Genomic DNA, 17,858 nt, shown 5'->3' on the forward strand with positions numbered 1-17,858 from the left:
AATTATCCATAAGTGTATGAAAAATATAGGCTAAGTGTGGTTTTGCACAGCGTGCTATTTAGATAAACCCCTCTAGAACGCGTGCTTTTTTCATCAAAAGCGGCGAATTCGCTCATTGCCGCAAGAAAACTTTCCAACGTAAAACCTTTTCTATGTAGCATGGTTTTACTCACTGGTCACGTCGCCATGCACGCCCAAGGCGATGGTGGCGCGAAAAAAAACGGACCCGGCCTTTTGCGGCTGGTGAACCCTCGACCGCGAGTTCCATTCCACGATTAACGTTCACCGCTACGGGTATTTAATTACTATGAATAAACACGTCCTGATTTTCCTGTTGGCCATGCCCCTGGCCATCAGCCATGCCTACGCCGAAGAGGCCGTTGGCCCCGCCGTCAAGATCAGCGGTTACGGCACGGCCGCCCTGACCATGGCCGATACGGACAACGCGCAGTTCGCGCGCCCGAACCAGGCTGCCGGCGCCGGCCGCACCGCCCGCACGGGCGTCGATTCCAACCTGGGCTTGCAAGCCAATGTCACCGTCAACCCGTGGCTGTCGGCCACCGTGCAGGGCCTGGCGCGCAAGGATGGCGAAGATGATGTCGGCGCCGAACTGGCGTGGGCCTTCGCCAAGGCCAAGGTATCGGACAGCTTCAGCGTGCGCGTCGGCCGCATGGGCCTGCCCGTCTTCATGATTTCCGATTATCGCAACGTGGGCTATGCCAACACCATGCTGCGCCCGCCCGGCGAAATGTATTCGCAGGTGCCCCTCAATAGCATCGATGGCATCGACGGCACCTACCAGTTCAGCGCGGGCGATACCAGCATCACCACGCAGCTGGCGCTGGGCCGTACCAAGGCCACCCTGGCCACGGGTCCCGCTTCGACCGTGCAGGTGGAAGGCAAGTCCATCGTCGCCTTGAACGTGGTGGCTGAACATGGCCCCGTCACCGTGCGCTTCGGCCGGGCCGAGACCAGGTTGACGATCAACGATTCACCGAGCCTGAACACCTTGATGGGCAGCTTGCGCGCGGCCGGCAGCGGCTACCGGATCGCCCAGCTGGGCGCCCTGGCCGATGCGCTGGAAGTCAAGGACAAGAAGGCGTCGTTTACCTCCGTGGGCCTGGGCCTGGACTGGAACAATGTGCTGCTACAGTCGGAATATGCGAAGCGCAAGACGGACAGCTATGTCAGCGACAGCACCTCGTGGTATGTGATGGGCGGCTACCGCATCGGTGCTTTCCTGCCCTACTACAGCCACGCCAGCCTGAAGGCCGATGGCCGCGTGAACAACACCGTGCCGGCATCCTGCCCTGCCGGCTATCCGGCCGCCTGTACGCCGACCCTGCGCGCCCTGTCGGCCGGCGTCGAGACCCTGGCCACCATGCGCAACCAGCTCGAGCAATCGACGGACAGCATCGGCGTGCGCTGGGACTTCCACCGTTCGGCCGCGCTGAAAGTGCAGATCGACCGCATCAAGCCGAAGAATGGACCTGGCCTGTTCGTGCAAGCCAAGCCGGGCTTCCATGGTCCCGTCACGGTGGCTGCCGCCGCCATCGATTTCGTTTTCTGAGGAGCGCCGCATGAAACCATTGATCTTGAATGTGGCTGCCTTGCTGGCGCTGTCGACCGCCGTTCCCGCCATGGCCGAAGTGGTCGTGGTGGTCAATCCGAAAAGCGCCGCCGGCGCCATGACGAATGAACAGGTGGCGCAATTCTTCCTCGGCAAATCGACGGCCATGACGCCGATCGACCAGCCGGAAAGCGCCCCCGTGCGCGCCGAGTTCTACAAGAAGGTGACGGACAAGGAACCGTCGCAAGCGAAGGCCCTGTGGTCCAAGCTGGTCTTCACGGGCAAGGCCACCTTGCCGAAGGAAGTGGCCAATAGCGCCGACGTGAAGAAGGCCGTGGCTGCCGATCCGAAAGCCATCGGCTATATCGAAAAGAGTGCCGTCGACGCCAGCGTCAAAGTGGTGCTGACGGCGCCATAAAGCCGGCCCGGGCCGCACGCCATGCGGCGGCCCGATAATTCATCAGAATCAGGAGACAGCAATGAGCATCAAACGCAAGATATGGGCGCTGCCTGTCGTCTCGGCCGTGATTTTCGGGCTGGGGCTGGCCGTCAGCGCCTACCTGTCCACGGCCACGCTCAATTCCATCCACGCCACGGAAAGCGCGGACTATCCCGTGCTTGACATGGCCAAGTCGCTGACCCTGGACGTGGCCGCCGTCGGCGACGCCCTGCGCGATGCCGTCAGCGAAGGCGACAAGGAACGTATCGGGCAAGTCGGCGGCCAGGCGGTCAAGCTGCGCGAAAAACTGGCCGCCTTTGCGGCGATCCCCGGCCAGCGCGAGCACGGCACGCGGCTGGCCAGCGAATTCGATGCCTACTATGCGCCGGCCCTGAGCGCGGCGCGCATCATGCTGGAAATGGAAGAGGGCGACCCGCAAGCGACCGTGGCGCGCATGCAGGGCGCGCTGGCGGTGCTCAATGCCGACCTGGCAAAGACCAACGAACAGGCGCAAGCGCAGTTCAGGCAGGGCATAGAACGCAGCGCGGCCAATGTGCGCAATGCGCTCAATACCAGCATCGCCGTGGCGCTGGCCGTCATCGTCTGCCTGGTGGCCGTGTCGCATTTCGTCGTGCGCGCCATCTGGCAGCAGCTGGGCGGCGAACCCGAATATGCGCGCCAGATCGCGCGCGCCGTGGCCGATGGCGACCTGTCGATGCACATCGTGACCGAGGCGGGCGACCAGGACAGCCTGCTGGCGGCGCTGAAGGACATGCGCGCCAAGCTTGGCGGCATGGTCTCCGATATCAAGGCGTCGGCCGAAACCATCCAGGTGGCCAGCGCGGAAATCGCGCAGGGCAATGCGGACCTGGCCGCGCGCACGGAATCGCAGGCGGGCAGCCTGGACCAGACGGCGCGCAGCATGGACAGCCTGACTTCCACCGTGCGCGACAACGCCGCCAACGCGGGCCAGGCGCATGCGCTGGTGGTGTCGGCATCGTCGGTTGCCGTGAAGGGCGGGCAGGTGGTCAGCCAGGTGGTCACCACCATGGGCGAGATCAACGATGCATCCAAACGCATCGTCGACATCATCGGCGTCATCGACGGCATCGCCTTCCAGACGAACATCCTGGCCTTGAATGCGGCCGTGGAAGCGGCGCGCGCCGGCGAACAGGGGCGGGGCTTTGCCGTAGTGGCGTCCGAAGTGCGCAACCTGGCGCAGCGCAGCGCGGCAGCGGCGCGCGAGATCAAGCAATTGATCGGCGATTCGGTGGCCAGGGTGAATGTCGGCTCGAAGCTGGTCGACGAGGCGGGTCTGACCATGGGCCAGATCGTCGATTCCGTGAAAAAGGTGGCCGACATCATGGCCGAGATCAGTGCCGCCAGCCAGGCGCAGAGTGCCGGCATCGGCGACATCGGCGTGGCCATCGGCAGCATGGATCAGATGACGCAGCAGAATTCCGCGCTGGTGGAAGAAGCGTCGGCGGCGGCTGAATCGCTGCAGGAACAGGCCGTGCAGCTGGGTACGGCGCTGGCCGTGTTCAAGCTGGCGCAGGGTGCTGTGTCGGATTACGCGCTGCGCGCTAATCCGACCTACCGGGCATTGGCGGTATAGGTTGGATTAGCGCAGCGTAATCCAACACAGCAGTGTAGGTTGGATTAGCGCAGCGTAATCCAACACAGGAGCGCCGGCTTACGTGCGCAAACCGAACGGATCGTCGATGCTGTGCGCCGGTTGCGTGAACCAGCGCGGTCCGTTTTCCGTCATGTAGAAATGGTCCTCGTGGCGGATGCCGAATTCGCCGGGGATGCAGATCATCGGCTCGTTCGAGAAGCACATGCCCACGTCGAGCGGCGTCGTGTCGTTGCCCACCAGGTAAGGCCACTCGTGGATATCGAGGCCGATGCCGTGGCCCGTGCGGTGCGGCAGGCCGGGCAGCTTGTAGCCGGGGCCGTAGCCGTCCGCTTCCAGCGAGACGCGCGCGGCGCGGTCCACGTCGCCGCACGGTACGCCCAGTTGGGCGGCCGCGAATGCGGCGGCTTGCGCGGCCTTTTCGCTGTTCCATACGCTGCGCTGGCGCTCGCTGATCTGTCCGAAAACATAGGTGCGCGTGATGTCGGAGATGTAGTTCATCACCTGGCAGCCCGTGTCGATCAGCACCGTGTCGCCCGCCTTCAGGGTCTGCTCGTAGTTGACGCCATGCGGGTAGGCGGTCGCCTCGCCGAACAGCACGATGCAGAAGTACGAGCGGGGCGCGCCTACCTTGCGGTGCGCGCGCTGGATGAATTCCTCCACTTCCACCGTCGTGATGCCTTCGTACAGCATGCTGGCCGTGGCCACGTGCACGGCCAGGGTCATGTCCATCACGCGCTGCATCAGGGCGATTTCCGCCTGTGATTTTCTGCTGCGGCAGTACGCGGTGACGGTGCGCGCGTTTTCCAGTGCATAGCCGGGTGCCAGCGGCTTGATGCCGTCGTAGATGAAGAAGGCGGCGCTTTCGCAGATGCCCACGCGTAGCGGTCGATTCGCGTCCTGGACGATTCCCATGCGCGCCAGCACGTCGACGAACAGCTGGTACGGGCTTTCATGCTCTTCCCAGCAATTGACCTTGCCCTCGATGAGCATGAAGCCTTGCAGGGTGCTTTCCTCGAAGGCGGGGGCGATGTATTCGATCTCGCCGCTGGCCGGCAGGATGGCGCCCACCATGCGTTCGCTGGCATACCATTTGGTGCCCGTGAAATAGGTGAGGTTGGCGCCCGCGTTCAGGTAGATGGCGGCGATGCCCTGTGCGCGCATGAACGCTTGCGCCTTGGCGATGCGTTGCGCATGTTCGTCCTTGCCGATGGCGACCATGCCGCCCGTCATGTCCGACAGCGATGCCAATGCCTGTTCGATGGAAGTGCCACCTATGCTCATGCCTGCTCCTTTGCTCGATGCTGAATATGGAATGCGGGCATGATATCAGTTCGCGCCTTTCGGCTTGAGGCCGGGCGCGCCGCCGGCCGCGTCGGGCGGAGCCAGCACCAGGTCGTGCGGATACGTGAAGTGCCAGTCGGCGTAGCGCTGCTTGCGGCGCAGGCTGGCGTCTTCGTCAAGGAAGTTGTCCTGCTTGATGGGCAGCTGCGGCGACAGCGAATGGATGCCGACGATGCGTCCCTCCTGCCGCAGCACGCCCCATTCCGCCTTGCCCGTGACGGGGTCCGCATACAGGCGGCGCAAATGGCGCCGGGCGTTGGCAAAGCGCGGGTCGCGCAGCAGTTCCTGCAGGGTCAAGGGATAGCGGGGCCGCCCGTCGGCCGGCGTGCTGTCGTAGTAGCGGCCCAACGCGTTGCGGAATTCATGACCGATGAACAGCAGCTCGCGCTCCTTGTCGCGCCGCGCGGCCGTGGCAAACAGTTCGCCGGCCAGCACCAGGCCCACGCCCATGAAGGCCACCAGCATCAGGGTCCAGATATACGCGAAGCCCCGTGCGCCGCGCCGGAAACTAGAGCTGTTCAAACGGAATCCCCTCACGCGTCTTGCCCTTGGCGCCGCTGCGCACGTCGGCCACGCCGCCGATCTCGCCATTGGGCGAAGGGATCAATTGCCAGGTGGCGGCGGACTCCGTGACGGGATCGAGCGGCACGCTGCGGAAGTAATGGTGGGTCACCAGGTCGTCCAGCGCGGCCGGATATTCTCCCTTGTCGGCATAGTATTTATCGAGGCCGCTCCTGAGCACCTGCAGGTTTTCCTTCAGTGCGACTTCCTTCGACTTTTCCACGGAACCGAAATAGCGGGGGATGGCGATCGTCAGCAGCAGCGAGATGATCGCCAGCACCACCAGCAGTTCGACCAGGGTAAAGCCGCGGCGTATGGTCGAGGTCTGCATGGCGGTCACCATTGATTGAGCGGCACGCCGTTCAGGCCCACCTTGGTCGAGCGCGAGGCGACGTCGAACACGTCTTCGCCTTCGCTGGGATTGTCGGGCGGCGAGGCATAGGCGCGCTTGCTCCAGCTGTCGGCCGCGCTGCCGGCTTCCCTGGGCTGGAACGGGTCGCGCGGCAAGCGGCGCAAAAAGTAGATGTTCTGCTTCGACGGGCTGCGCTGGTCGGGCACGCCCTCAACCAGTTCCTCGAGTTTTTTCGGATAGCCGGAAGCGCCTAGCGACAGCTTGATGCGGCCATTGTCCGAAGCGCGCTTGTAGGCATCGATTGCTTCGCGCATCTCGATCAGGGCGCTGCGCAATTGCTGCTCCTTGGCCCGTTGCAAGGCCACCTGCGCCATCGGCACGGCCACCGTGGCCAAGGTCGCCATGATGGCCAGGGTGATCATCAGTTCGATGAAGGTAAAGCCCCGCTCTTTCACTGGCCACCTCACTGGCCACCTTTGCCGGACTTGTCGCCTGCCGCGGGCGCCTCGTCGCCGCCCGTCATGGGCGAGCCGGCGCGCGCAGGGGCTTGCTCGGGCGCGGCGATGGCTTCCGGCGTGCCGCCCACGCTGGCGCGCCCGCCCACGGACGCCTCGGTGCCCGAGTTGAATTCGGCCGTCATCAGGTCCGGGCGGCGGATGCTGCGCAGCAGGCGCGGCGTGATCGACAGCACGATCTCGCTGCGCATGGCGTCATCCTTCTGGCTGCCGAACAGGCGGTTCAGCACGGGCAGTTCGCCCACGCCGGGTACCTTGTTGGCCGTGCCCCGGTCTTCGTCGCTGATCAGGCCCGCCAGCACCTGCGTCTCGCCATCTTTCAAACGCAACACGGTCGAGGCGCTGCGCGTGCCGATCTGGTAAGCCTGCGTGCCCGTTTTGCTGATCACTTCCTTGACGACGTTCGATACTTCCAGGTTGATCTTGATGGCCACTTCGTCGTCCAGGTAGACGTTCGGTTCCACGTCGAGTTTCAGGCCCACGTCGATGTAGTTGACGCTGTCGGAACTGACGCCGTTATTCGTCGTGACGGTAATGACGGGCACGCGGTCGCCGATGAGGATCTTCGCCTTTTCCTTGTTGCGCACGCGGATGCGCGGGTTCGCCAGGATATTGCTGTCGCTGTCCGTCTTGTTGGCGTTGAGGGTGACGCCGCCGATGCCCAGGTTGATATTGTCGCCATTGATGCGGTGCAGGTCCGCCACCTTCAGGCCGCCCAGGCCTCCCGTGCTGCCTGCGACGCCGGCCAGGGTCAGGCTGGCCTGGTCGGGCCAGCGCACGCCCAGTTCCATCAGGCGCGTGCGCTTGACTTCCAGCACCTCGACTTCCAGCATCACTTCCGGGTCGGCCAGGTCCTGCACGTTGATGATGCGCTCGGCCATGCGCACCATTTCCGGCGTATCGCGCAGCATGATGATGCCCAGGCGTTCGTCGGTGACGACATCCTTGGCCTTGAGCAGGGTCTTGATGGAGAACGCCACCGTCTTGACGTCCGCATTGGCGAGGAAAAAAGTGCGTACCACCAGCTGCTGGTAATCCTTTACCTTTTGCGGCGTGTTCGGGTAGATCGTGATCGACTTGTCGCTGGTGACGCTTTGCTCGAGCTGGTTGGCGCCCAGCAGCATGGCGATCGCTTCCTCGATGCTGGTGTCGCGCACGGAAATGGTGGCGCGCAGGGCGGGATCGACTTCCTTGTCGAAGACGAAGTTCAGGCCCGACACCTTGCTGAGAAGATCGAACACGGAGCGCAGGGGCGCGTCGCGAAACTCGAGCGTCACGGGTTTGCGGTAGGCAGCAGCCAGCTTGCCGCCGGCCGGACGGCTTTTGGCCAGCTCGTCGCCGATGCGGCCTTTCAGGGCCAGCGCCTCGCGCTGCGCGGGACGTTCCTGCAGCACCTGGCGCAAGGCTTCCTGCGCCTGCGCGACATTCGCTTCGCCGCCGCGCTGGTAGCTGGACTGCGCCTCCTGCACCAGCTTGCGGTGCCGTTCATCCTGCGCCACGCCGGCCAGGCCCCGCTGCGCCACGTCGTTGCTGGCGTCCAGCGCCAGCGCCTGCTGGTACAGCGCTTGCGCTTCGGGCAGCTTGCCCTGCTGGCGCAGCGCCTCGGCGCGGCCATTGAGGTTGTTCAGCGCGCGCATCCTGCCGTTGGTGACGGCGATGCGGTACTTCGCATTCGTCGGTTCGGCCTGCGCCGCCTGTTCCAGCAGGGCCAGGCCCTGTTCCGTGCGGCCGGCGCCCAGCATGGCCTGGCCGTCGGTATAGGCCTGGTTGCCGGCGCAGGCGGCCAGCAGGGACAGCATCGGCAGCAGGGTAATGCCAGTACGTGGTGTGCGTCGTTTCAATTGATATCCCCTACGGCGAGTGTCTGTTTCAGGTTGAGCGGCAGATAGGTAAATTGCAGGGCGCCCTGCACCACGCCGTCGAAGCGGTAGCGCTCTTCGAGCGTGTCGCCGGGCCGCGCCACCACGTTGCGTTCGCCCGCCTGCAGGAAATAGGCGGCCTTGCCTTCGTCGACGAAACGGCCAAGGAACTGGAAGGGCAAAGGCGGCGGTGCGTTCGCATCGACGGCGGCGACAGTGCGCGTGGCCTGCGCCGCCTGTTGGTCGAGCATGATCTTTTTCGGCGTCTCCGGCTGCCAGCTTTGCTTGGCGAACAGGGTGGCCGCTTCTTCGTCATCGAGGCCCCGGCGCGGTTCGATGGCCAGCGCGCGATTGGCTGGCGCAGCGGCAGTGGCGACGACGAGGGGCGCGACCGCCACCCGTTCCACCTGGCGCGGCGTGGCAGTGGCCGGCCCCACGATGCTGCCTTCGTCCTCCGGGGCGAAGAGGGCGGCCAGCAAGGTCGCCACGGCGGCGCCCCCCAGTACGGCTTTTTTCATCGGCGCGCCTCCGGCTTCTTGACCAGCAGGATGAACTGGATGCGTGCATCGATCTCGCCCGCTTCGATCTGCTCGCGTTTGAACAGCACGGAGTCGAGCGTCAGCGTGGGCAACGCCTGCAGGGCGTCGACGATAAAGGTTTGCAGCTGCGCGTATTCGGCCTTCACGGGCAAGGTGATCTGGTAGCGCAAAAAGGCCGTGTTGCCGTCTTCCTGCGGCTTGTAGTCGGCCTTGGCCAGGGTGACGCCGCTCTTCTGCGCCACTTCCAGCAAGGCCTTCAGCTGCTCGGGAATGCTGTCGTGCGCGGGCAGGTAGGCGTGAAAGGCGGCCAGGCTGTCCGCATCGGCATCGAGCGTGACGGGCGCCGGCGGCAGCGCCGCCTGTTTCGCCATCACGGCCAGTTGCGCGCGCAATGGCTGCTGGCGTCCGGCCAGCGCCTCGCCCTGCTGCACGGCGACGGCGGCCAGCGCCAGGCTTGCCGCGCCGATGGCGCTGGGCCAGCCCAGCATGCGCCACAGACGCTGCGCTTCCCACGCCAGGCGCGGGGGCAGGCGCAGTTGCAGGCGCGGCCGGGCCACGGGCGTGCCGGCTTTTAACAGGGGTTTTATTGCCGCCATTGCGCCTCCAGCTGAAAACGGTAAGGGTGTGCGGGCGCGTTCGCGTTACTGTTCATCTCGTGCTTGAGCAGATACACGGAACTGAACATGGGCTGCTGGTTCAGGAAGGCCAGGTAATTGAGCATGTCCTGCGGGGTTTCCGCCTCGGCGGCGATTTTCAGCACGCTGGCGCCATCCTGTCCCTGCTGCGCGTTCAGGTCCAGCCCCAGCAGGGCCACGCGCACGTCGCGCGGCGCCTGCACCGTCCTGACCAGGCGCGTGACGGGCAGGTTGAGCTGGCGCACGGCGGCGGCTACTTGTTTCAGTTCGAGGTCGCGCTCGCGCTGCTGGTTCGCCGAGAGCGGAGCATGCACGGGACGCGCGGGCTGCAGCTGCGCCAGCTGCGCCTCCAGGCGCCGCGTTTCCTGCGCCTGCACCAGCCAATACACCGCGGCCGGCAGCAACAGCAAGCCGCCCGCCAGGCACAGGGCCAGGCGCCAGCCCTTGAACGTCTGCGCGGCGCCGGGCGGCAGGAATTCCAGGCGACTCAGGCCCATGCGGCCTCCCGCATCAGGTGGGCGGGGCCGGCCACGGCGATGGGCACGAAGCGTTCTGGCACGTTCGCCTGCGGCACGCCGCTCAAGTCGATCAGGGCCACGTGTTCGATGGCGTCGAGCTGCGGCGCGCGCAAGTTCCAGCGCCGCCATGCCCGGTCCAGTTCATCGCCCCAGGCCGCGGCGCAGGACTGGCTGTGCAGGGCCGTGATGCGTCCGCCGCCCGTCGTTGCCAGCAGCAGCCGGCCCGCTTCCACCAGGGCGAAGGCGTCGGGCTTGGCACCGGCGATGCTGCGCCAGGCCGCTCCGGCGATCGGTTCGATGGACAGGCAGCGCCGGCCATGCGCGGCCGCCGCGTCCTGCACGCCTTGCAGCAGGGCCGCATCGATGCCGCAGGCCAGGCGCGGCGTGCCGTATGGGGCGTCGTCGGCGGCCAGGCGCCAGGCGCGCGCACCCTCGCCATACACGGCGCCGAACTGGCTGTGCAGGAAGCGCTGGGCGCTGCTCCGGTCGAGCAAGGCACCGCTCCACGGCACCATCAGCATGGCGCACCAGCGGCTGGCCAGGCTGACGGCCAGCGGCATTTTTTTGCCGCCATCGTGTTCGAGCCAGCCGCGCAGGGCGGCCAGCGCCACTTCCCAGCTGGCGTCGGGATTCGCAATGGGCAGGTGGAAGGCGCTGTCGGGCAGGGGACGGCCGGCGCGGCGCAGCACGCCGTGCAGCCCGTGCGGGGCCAGGTGCAGGCACACGGTGGCGCGGGCAAGGCGTTCAATAAGTGACACGATTGAGCTCCGCTAAAGTGGTTTCTCCGCGCCGCACCAGGTCCAGGCCCGCTTCGCGCGCCAGGCGGAAACCGTTGCGCGCCGCCTCTTCCTTCATCTGGCTCAGGGGCGCGCGCGTGCAGATCATTTCGCGCATCGTATCGCTGAGCATCAAGACCTCGGCGACGGCCTTGCGGCCCTTGTAGCCGGTGCCGCGGCAGTGGCCGCAGCCCTTGCCGGCCATGAATTGCCAGTCCTGCACCTGATGCAGGGCCAGGCCGCTGTCGCGCAGCTGCTGCGCGTCGGCCAGCACCTCGGCGCTGGCGTCGACGGCGCAATGGGCGCAATTGAGGCGCAGCAGGCGCTGCGCCACGATGCCGTTCAGGGCCGCCGCAAAGCTGTAGGCATCGACGCCCATGTGCAGGAAGCGGCCGACCACATCGAACACGTTGTTCGCGTGCACGGTGGTAAATACCAGGTGGCCCGTGAGCGCCGCCTGCACGGCGATCTGCGCCGTTTCATCGTCGCGGATTTCGCCGATCATGATCTTGTCGGGATCGTGGCGCAGGATGGAACGCAGGCCGCGCGCGAACGTCAGCCCCTTCTTTTCGTTGACGGGTATCTGCAGCACGCGCGGCAGCCGGTATTCGACGGGGTCTTCGATGGTGACGATCTTGTCGCGGCCCGTGTTGATTTCCGTGATGGCCGCGTACAGGGTGGTGGTCTTGCCGGAACCGGTGGGCCCCGTCACCAGCAGCATGCCGTGCGGCTTGGCGGCCAGGCGGCGGATCTGTTCGATGGCATCCTCGTTCAGGCCCAGGCTTTCCAGGCGCAGCGCCTGCGCCGCCTCCGTCAGCGCGCGCCGGTCCAGCAGGCGCAGCACGGCATCCTCGCCAAAGATATTGGGCATGATGGAAACGCGAAAGTCGATCTCCGCCCCCTTTACGCGCACCTTGAAGCGGCCATCCTGCGGGATGCGGCGCTCGGCGATGTCGAGGTCGGCCATCACCTTGATGCGCGAGATGATCTGTTCGGCCATCTGCAGCCCCTGCACCTGGCCCGCCTGCACCAGCACGCCGTCGACGCGGTATTTGATGACCAGGCTGGCCACGTCGCATTCGAGGTGGATGTCGCTGGCCTGGAATTTCAGGGCATCGTAGATGGTGGAGTTCACCAGTTTCACGACCGGGCTGCTGTCTTCGCTGATGCGGATGAGCGAGATGTCTTCGATGCTCTGGTCGAGTCCTGGCAGATCATCGCCGTGCTGCATCTCCTGCATCGCCTGCTGCACGCTTTCCTGCTGCTGCAGGTAGGCGGCCAGGTCGTCCGGATGCGCCAGCGCCACCGTGAAGGGCGTGGACAGGGCGAAGTCGGCCCATTGCAGCAGGTCCTCGCTGAAGGGATTGCCGATGACGAGCACGGGCGGCGTGCCCGGAACGCCAGGTTGCAGCAGCACGCAGTCGCGCTGGGCGCAATCGGTGTAGGGCAGCAGGGAAAAGGCGGGCAGGGCGGCCTGCAGTTCGGCCATCGTCCAGGCCGGGTAGCGGAACAGGGCGGCCAGCTGGCGCAGGAAGACTTCGGGCGGCAGGGCCGCCGTTTCCTGCAGCACGGCCATCTGCGGACGGCCCTGTTCCAGTGCGCTCGCGTGGGCGCGGCGCAGCATGGCCGCATCGAGCACGGCCCGTTCTTCGTCGCGCGCGTTCATGGCCGCACCTTCACGATAAGGTTCAAGACAAGCTCCCCGCCAGTTCAAAGATCGGCATGTACATCAGCACCACCACGCCGCCGATCACCACGCCGATGATGGTCATCAAGAGTGGCTCGAGCAGGCGCGAAGCCCAGTCCACCCAGCGGGCGAATTCCTCGTCGTGGAATTTGGCCGAGCGTTCCAGCATGTCGCCCAGGCGGCCCGTGTTCTCGCCCACCTTCAGCAGCGATTGCGCCACCGGCGTTGCCATGCCGGCCTGTTCCAGCGCGGTGGAAAACGGCATGCCTTCCTGCACCGCGCGGCGCGCCTGCGCCAGCTGCTCCTGCTGCGCCGGCAGCAGCATGGGGCCGACCATGGCCAGCGCCTTGTGCAGCGGGATGCCCGCGTGCAGCAGCAGGCTCAGGGCGCGGTAGAAGCGGGCCAGGCGGAATTCGGCCGCCTTGTCCGCCAGTACGGGCAGGCGCAAGAGGCGCAGCACCAGCGCCATGCGCATGGCGCGGTTGGCGATGCCGAAGACCACGGCGCCGACGGCGGCGGCCAGCGCGCCGGCGCACAGCAGCGGATGCGCGGCCAGGGTCTGACCAAAACCGAGCAGCATCTGCGACATCCAGGGAATTTCGCGGCCCGAGCTTTCGTAGACGACGCTGAATTTGGGCACCACATAGCCGAGCAGGAACAGGGTCACCAGGCCGCCGACGACGAGCAGCATGCACGGGTAGATGGCGGCGGAAATGAGTTTTTTGCGGATGGCGTCGAACTGCAGCTGGTAGGCGACGAAGCGCGCCAGCGCCTCACGCAGGTTGCCCGAGCGTTCGGCCGCGTGCACGGTGGCGATGTAAATGTCGGGGAAGATATCGGGGAAATCGGCCAGGGTGTCGGAGAAGCTTTGCCCCTGCTGCAGGGTGAGCACGATGGCGGCCAGGGTGCTCCTCGCGCCCGGGCGCGTTTCCTTGTTGTGCAGGGTGGCCATGGCCTCGCCCAGGTTCAGGCCCGCTTCGAGAAGGGCCAGCAGCTCCTGGCTGAATTGCAGCAGGGGCAAGCCTTGTTTGCCGGGGCGCAGCGCGGCGCCCGCGTCCGGCGCGGCGCCGTCGTCGACGGCCAGCACGCGCCAGCCGCCGCGCACGGCCGCGCGGATCGCCTCGGCCTCGCTGGCGGCGTCGATGGCCAGCGCCTGGCTGCCCGCCGGACCCAGCACCTGGAGGTGGAACTGCATGGCCGGCTCAGGCGGGCATGGTGGCAGGCGTAAAAATGGACAGGCTGGAATGGGGGAAAGCGCGTGCGGACAAGGTCGAAGTAGGCATCGGTCAGGAACCATCCAAAAAAGTTCAATTCGTCGCGGGTACCGGCAGCAGGCAAGATGCAATCACTGCCTCAGGGTAGACTGGAATTGCCAGGAAATCAATCGTGCTGTGCGGGCAAGCCTCGTTTCGATGACTTGCCCGCATGTTCAGCCGCTTACTGGGTAACCAGGCTGACCTTGTCGATCACGAACGAGGTTTGCAGCGACGCGTCCTCGGTGGCGGCGAACGAGATCTGCACGGTCTGGCCCTTGTAGGCGATCAGGTCGAAAGTGCGGATCTGGTAGCCGGCCGCCTTGTTCACGTTCGAGTACGAGGCCAGGGTGCCCAGCACCGTGCCGGCGCTGTTCTTCACGGTGACGACCAGCTTGTCGTACACGGTATTGCCCGTTTCCGCCGTGTCGATATGCAGCGCGAAGCTCAGGCTGGCGGACGTGGCGGCGGCCGGAATGGCCACGCTTTGCGTCAGCGATTCGCTGGCCGTGACGCCATTGCCGCCCAGCCAGGCGTACTGCGTGCCTTCGTACGCGGTTTGCCCCGTAAATGTGCCGATGGCGCCGGTGGTGCCGCTCCAGCCCGTGGCGCCGGCCTCGAAGCCGCCGTTCGTCACTCTTTCGGTGGCGCTGCTGGTGCCCACCGTCAAGGTGGCGTTGTTCGACGTGGCCGTCACGGCGGGCGACGAGGAATCCGTCACCGTGGCCTTGAAGACGGCGCCGCTGTCGGCCGCCACGGCCGTGAAGCTGTAGGCCGGCGACGTGGCGCCGCTGATCACGGCGCCGTTGCGGTACCACTTGTAGGTGTACGGCGCCGTGCCGCCGCCCGCGCCCACGGCGAACGAGGCGGTGGCGCCCGGTGCGACGGTGATGCTGGCCGGCTGGCTGGTGATGGTCACCGCGCCGCCCGTCGTTGATTCATCGACGTCGGTACCCACGTTGATGGCCGCATACGCGCGCTTGACGGCGATCGATTCCGCGCTGCCCACGCCATACAGTTCCTCGGCTGCCTGCAGCACCTTGTTGCGCGCGTCGGCATAGTTGGTCGACGAGGTGAACTTGGTGGTGGCGGCCTTGAACCAGATGCGGTAAGCCTTGTCGCTGCCGATACCGGTCATGGCCAGCGGGCTTTTGTTCAGGTAGGAGCTGTAGTAGTCGCTGCTGGACGTGGAATTCGAGCCTTGCGACAGGAAGTAGAACATGCGGTTGTTCGGGCCGCTGCTGTAGTGGACGTCGAGGTTCTTGATGGTGCTGCTCCACGCATTCGGGCTGCTGCCATCCTTGCTCGGCTTGTACAGCCAGCGCAGCGGCTGGCCATTCTTGGCGATCTCCTTGCCCGTCATCCAATCGTTGCCCGTGTTGGGGATCGTGGTGCCCGTGCCGCCGGCGCGCGCATACGCTTCCACCATCTCGCCGGCGATGTCCGAGCTCGATTCGTTCAAGCCGCCCGACTCCTGCGAGTAGATCAGACCCGAGGTGGCGTCCGTGATGCCGTGACCCATCTCATGGCCGATCACGTCGATGGAGCCGAGGTTGTTGAACGCGCTGCCGCCGTCGCCGATGTACATGCATTTGCAGTTGCTGTCGTAATAGGCGTTGTCGTAGGCCGTGTTGACGTGGGCGGCGATGTGGGTGGCCGTGTTGTTGCCGTCCAGGCTGGACCAGCCCAGCACATTCTTGTGCGTGTCGTAGGTGTTCATCAAGCCCCACATCGCATTGACGGCCGCCGTCTGACCGTTGGCGTTGGTGGTGCTGCCGCCGCTGATGTATTGCTGGCCGTCGCCCCAGGTATTGCTGGTGTTGCTGTACACGCTGCCCGAGGTGGTGCCGTGGTTGGCATTCGTGATGGCCATGCCGCCGAAGCTGCCGCCCGTGCCGCGGCTGGGGTCCTTCATGGTGTAGGTGCTGCCCGTGAGCGTGGTGTTGAGCGGCACCTGGCCGTTGTACTGGCTGTTGCCGATGCCGGCGACGGTTTTCAGGGCTTTCCATTGGCGCAGGATGCGGCCATCCCGGGCGCTGACGATGGTGTCGTAGTAGACGGGCTTGCTGCCGCTGATCATGCGCGTCTGCACCAGGTAGGCCAGCTCGTAGTGGTCGACCACGTCCTGCACGTCGAGGGCGTTCAGCGCGGCTTCCGATTTGTTCTCGGCGCCGGCCACGCGCACGGTTTTCATCACGGGATAGATCAGCAGCTGCGCATGCGGCGGCACATGGTCGACGGCCGGCACGCCGATGCTTTTTACGGCAGCGGCGATGGCGGCGGCGGCGCTGACGGCCGGCGTGGTGTCGATATCGGTGGTGGCGCTGCGGGTGACGGAATTGACGCCACCGCTGCCGAGGCCGGACGCGCGGTCCGACACGGATTCGCTGACGATGTCGCCGGCGCTGTTGCTGACCACCACCGTCTCGGAACCGAAGACGGGCAAGCCCTTGTAGGTGTGCTGTACGCGGCTCACGCGCGTGCCGCTGACGCCCGGATGCTGGGCGCCGACGGCAAAGCCATGCTCGGTATTCAGACCGCGGCTGCGTGCCTGCGCGGCCAGCTTGTTGACCAGGCTGGCGGTCTCTTGTGGAGAAGCCAGGGCGACCGGCGCGGCCATCAGGGTCTGTGGCAGCGGGGTGGCGGCATCGGCCGTGGTGGCCATCAGCGGCAGGGCGGCGATGGATGCGGCAACTATCGTCAAACGTAAATTCATTTCTGCTCCATGGTATCGGTTAAGGAAATGGTGAATGAGCTGGCCGCGATGCCTGATGGCCACCCCGGCGCGCCTGGCGGCGGGCGGATAGCCTGCCGTTTTGTGATGGCATGACGCCGGGTAGGGGGACACTAAACTTGTCGAGATCGCCATGTCAAAAAATTCAAGAAATGGGTCATCAGGCGAATTTTTGTTAAAAATTGAACATTTATCGGCGTCGCATCGTTGGAAAGTTTGATCTACCACAAGCTGCAACTTTTGTTTTGGACTACTACCCCTATTGGCGCGCTCTGTTGGAAAAACACTGTTGCCTTTTCTAAATGTTGCGATCTACACTAGCTCTTCGCATTGCCCCCCAGCGGAGCACGTGAAGACAAAAAAAGCGCACGCGGCAATGACCGCGTCCAGATACAGCGCATCGGGAAAAAAATCGGGAGTTTCACATGACGTCAGTTCTGTTTTCTGCTGTTGGTTTCAGCCATTTCCCCTCTGGAGCGGCACTCATGCTGCATCCGCCTTCCTAGCGGCCGCCAGCCGGCTCTTCCCCCGCGAGGGGATTCTTTTCTGTAAGTCCGACCGTGCCGCCCGGCGCGGCCGCTGGCGCAGTGCATCTTTTTTTCAGGAAGGGTTGCCGGCTCCTGGTGCGTGCACCGGAATCACCGGCCCGACGAACTATGCTTTCGATAGCGACCAAAGTGGAACAGATCGTGATGGAATCGGCCTTTCTCAGCGAGGGATTGGGCCGTGGCTTGCTCAACCTGTCGGAGCTGGCGCGCCAGCTGCAGCCGCAATTGCAGACCGACTTATGGAAACCGGTGGGGCAGGCCGCCGTGGTGATGGCGCTGCGCCGCCTGGCCGAGCGGATGCCGCAGCAGAAAAACGGCGAGATCGTGCTGGCGCACCGCGCGGGCGAACTGTCCACGCGCAGCGAATTGATGGTTGTTACCTACCGCTATTCCGACCAGACGTATGCCTGCCAGCGCCAGTTGCTGGCGCTGGCAGCGCCCCAGCGGGGCACATTCATCACCATTACGCGCGGCGTCAACGAGGTGATGGTGATCTGCAGCCGTTCGCTGCACGCGCTGGTGGAGGAGGTGTTCGGCGAAGAGCAGGAACTGGCGCGCCTGGAGCGGGTGACGGCCGTGACCCTGCACCTGGCGGCCGAAACCTGCTATACGCCGGGCGTGTATCACGCCATCCTCAAGCGCCTGGCCTGGGAGCGCATCAACCTGATCAACATCATCTGCACGTATACGGAGCTGACCTTGCTGCTGGAAGCGTCGCAGACGGGCGCGGCTTTTTCCGTATTGTCGAAAATCGTCGCACAATGAAAAGGCTCTGTCCCCGTTAAGTAGGGGAAGTTCAGGAATCTTCCTGTATCCCTGCTGTCTGACTGTGCATCGCAGACAAACGGGAGCCTTTCATGCAGATAGCTCAATGGAAAACCTTCATCGCCCAGTT

General features: G+C 65.1%; 16 protein-coding genes. 4 read left to right on the forward strand and 12 right to left on the reverse strand.

Going from position 1 to position 17,858, the window contains the following annotated elements:
- Positions 1–307: 307 nt before the first annotated feature.
- The 3 genes from AC1RBA_RS21090 (at position 308) to AC1RBA_RS21100 (ending at position 3,624) form a co-directional block, all read left to right on the forward strand.
- A complete protein-coding gene (locus tag AC1RBA_RS21090) occupies positions 308–1,570 on the forward strand; it encodes a hypothetical protein (RefSeq protein WP_070224255.1) in 1,263 nt (420 codons plus the stop codon).
- 10 nt (positions 1,571–1,580) lie between these two features.
- Positions 1,581–1,988 (forward strand): type 2 periplasmic-binding domain-containing protein, encoded by a 408-nt coding sequence (locus AC1RBA_RS21095; RefSeq protein ID WP_070224256.1) that lies wholly within the window; start codon positions 1,581–1,583, stop codon positions 1,986–1,988.
- Between the two features lie 61 nt (positions 1,989–2,049).
- Positions 2,050–3,624, forward strand: a complete 1,575-nt coding sequence (locus tag AC1RBA_RS21100) for a methyl-accepting chemotaxis protein (protein ID WP_121670497.1) — start codon at positions 2,050–2,052, stop codon at positions 3,622–3,624.
- Between the two features lie 78 nt (positions 3,625–3,702).
- Here AC1RBA_RS21100 and AC1RBA_RS21105 read toward each other — a convergent pair whose 3' ends face one another.
- The 12 genes from AC1RBA_RS21105 to AC1RBA_RS21160 all read right to left on the reverse strand — a co-directional run bounded on the left by AC1RBA_RS21105 (position 3,703) and on the right by AC1RBA_RS21160 (position 16,397).
- A complete protein-coding gene (locus AC1RBA_RS21105; protein ID WP_070291044.1) occupies positions 3,703–4,926 on the reverse strand; it encodes a M24 family metallopeptidase in 1,224 nt (407 codons plus the stop codon).
- A 45-nt stretch (positions 4,927–4,971) separates the two neighbouring features.
- Complete coding sequence (locus AC1RBA_RS21110) at positions 4,972–5,508, reverse strand: type II secretion system protein (protein WP_240453454.1); 537 nt, start codon at positions 5,506–5,508, stop codon at positions 4,972–4,974.
- The gene (locus AC1RBA_RS21115; RefSeq protein WP_070291076.1) at positions 5,495–5,878 is read right to left on the reverse strand and encodes a type II secretion system protein; all 384 of its coding nucleotides are present in this window, start codon (positions 5,876–5,878) and stop codon (positions 5,495–5,497) included. The genes AC1RBA_RS21110 and AC1RBA_RS21115 overlap by 14 nt, the downstream gene beginning before the upstream one ends.
- Before the next feature lie 5 nt (positions 5,879–5,883).
- Positions 5,884–6,366 (reverse strand): type II secretion system protein, encoded by a 483-nt coding sequence (locus tag AC1RBA_RS21120; protein WP_071654440.1) that lies wholly within the window; start codon positions 6,364–6,366, stop codon positions 5,884–5,886.
- Entirely contained in the window at positions 6,363–8,255 is a 1,893-nt protein-coding gene (locus AC1RBA_RS21125) for a secretin GspD/PilQ domain-containing protein (protein ID WP_240453453.1), read from the reverse strand. The genes AC1RBA_RS21120 and AC1RBA_RS21125 overlap by 4 nt, the downstream gene beginning before the upstream one ends.
- Entirely contained in the window at positions 8,252–8,791 is a 540-nt protein-coding gene (locus tag AC1RBA_RS21130; RefSeq protein ID WP_070224261.1) for a hypothetical protein, read from the reverse strand. Before AC1RBA_RS21130 ends, AC1RBA_RS21125 begins: the two co-directional genes overlap by 4 nt.
- Positions 8,788–9,408 (reverse strand): type 4a pilus biogenesis protein PilO, encoded by a 621-nt coding sequence (locus AC1RBA_RS21135; RefSeq protein WP_070291047.1) that lies wholly within the window; start codon positions 9,406–9,408, stop codon positions 8,788–8,790. Before AC1RBA_RS21135 ends, AC1RBA_RS21130 begins: the two co-directional genes overlap by 4 nt.
- Entirely contained in the window at positions 9,396–9,944 is a 549-nt protein-coding gene (locus AC1RBA_RS21140) for a hypothetical protein (protein WP_070291048.1), read from the reverse strand. Before AC1RBA_RS21140 ends, AC1RBA_RS21135 begins: the two co-directional genes overlap by 13 nt.
- Positions 9,935–10,723, reverse strand: coding sequence for a hypothetical protein (locus tag AC1RBA_RS21145; RefSeq protein WP_139143098.1), 789 nt, complete (start codon positions 10,721–10,723; stop codon positions 9,935–9,937). Before AC1RBA_RS21145 ends, AC1RBA_RS21140 begins: the two co-directional genes overlap by 10 nt.
- Entirely contained in the window at positions 10,710–12,407 is a 1,698-nt protein-coding gene (locus AC1RBA_RS21150) for a GspE/PulE family protein (RefSeq protein WP_070291050.1), read from the reverse strand. The genes AC1RBA_RS21145 and AC1RBA_RS21150 overlap by 14 nt, the downstream gene beginning before the upstream one ends.
- Positions 12,408–12,429: 22 nt before the next feature.
- Positions 12,430–13,623 carry a type II secretion system F family protein gene (locus AC1RBA_RS21155; protein ID WP_492419751.1) on the reverse strand — a complete coding sequence of 398 codons (1,194 nt, stop codon included), beginning with the start codon at positions 13,621–13,623 and terminating at the stop codon, positions 12,430–12,432.
- A gap of 242 nt (positions 13,624–13,865) precedes the next feature.
- On the reverse strand, positions 13,866–16,397 hold the full coding sequence (locus AC1RBA_RS21160) for a M4 family metallopeptidase (protein WP_070224267.1): 2,532 nt from the start codon (positions 16,395–16,397) through the stop codon (positions 13,866–13,868).
- Between the two features lie 674 nt (positions 16,398–17,071).
- Between AC1RBA_RS21160 and AC1RBA_RS21165 the strand changes: the two genes are divergently transcribed.
- Positions 17,072–17,728, forward strand: coding sequence for a hypothetical protein (locus AC1RBA_RS21165; RefSeq protein WP_070224268.1), 657 nt, complete (start codon positions 17,072–17,074; stop codon positions 17,726–17,728).
- The last annotated feature ends 130 nt before the right edge of the window (positions 17,729–17,858 follow it).

It is taken from the genome of Janthinobacterium sp. GW823-FHT03B06, from assembly GCF_058796955.1.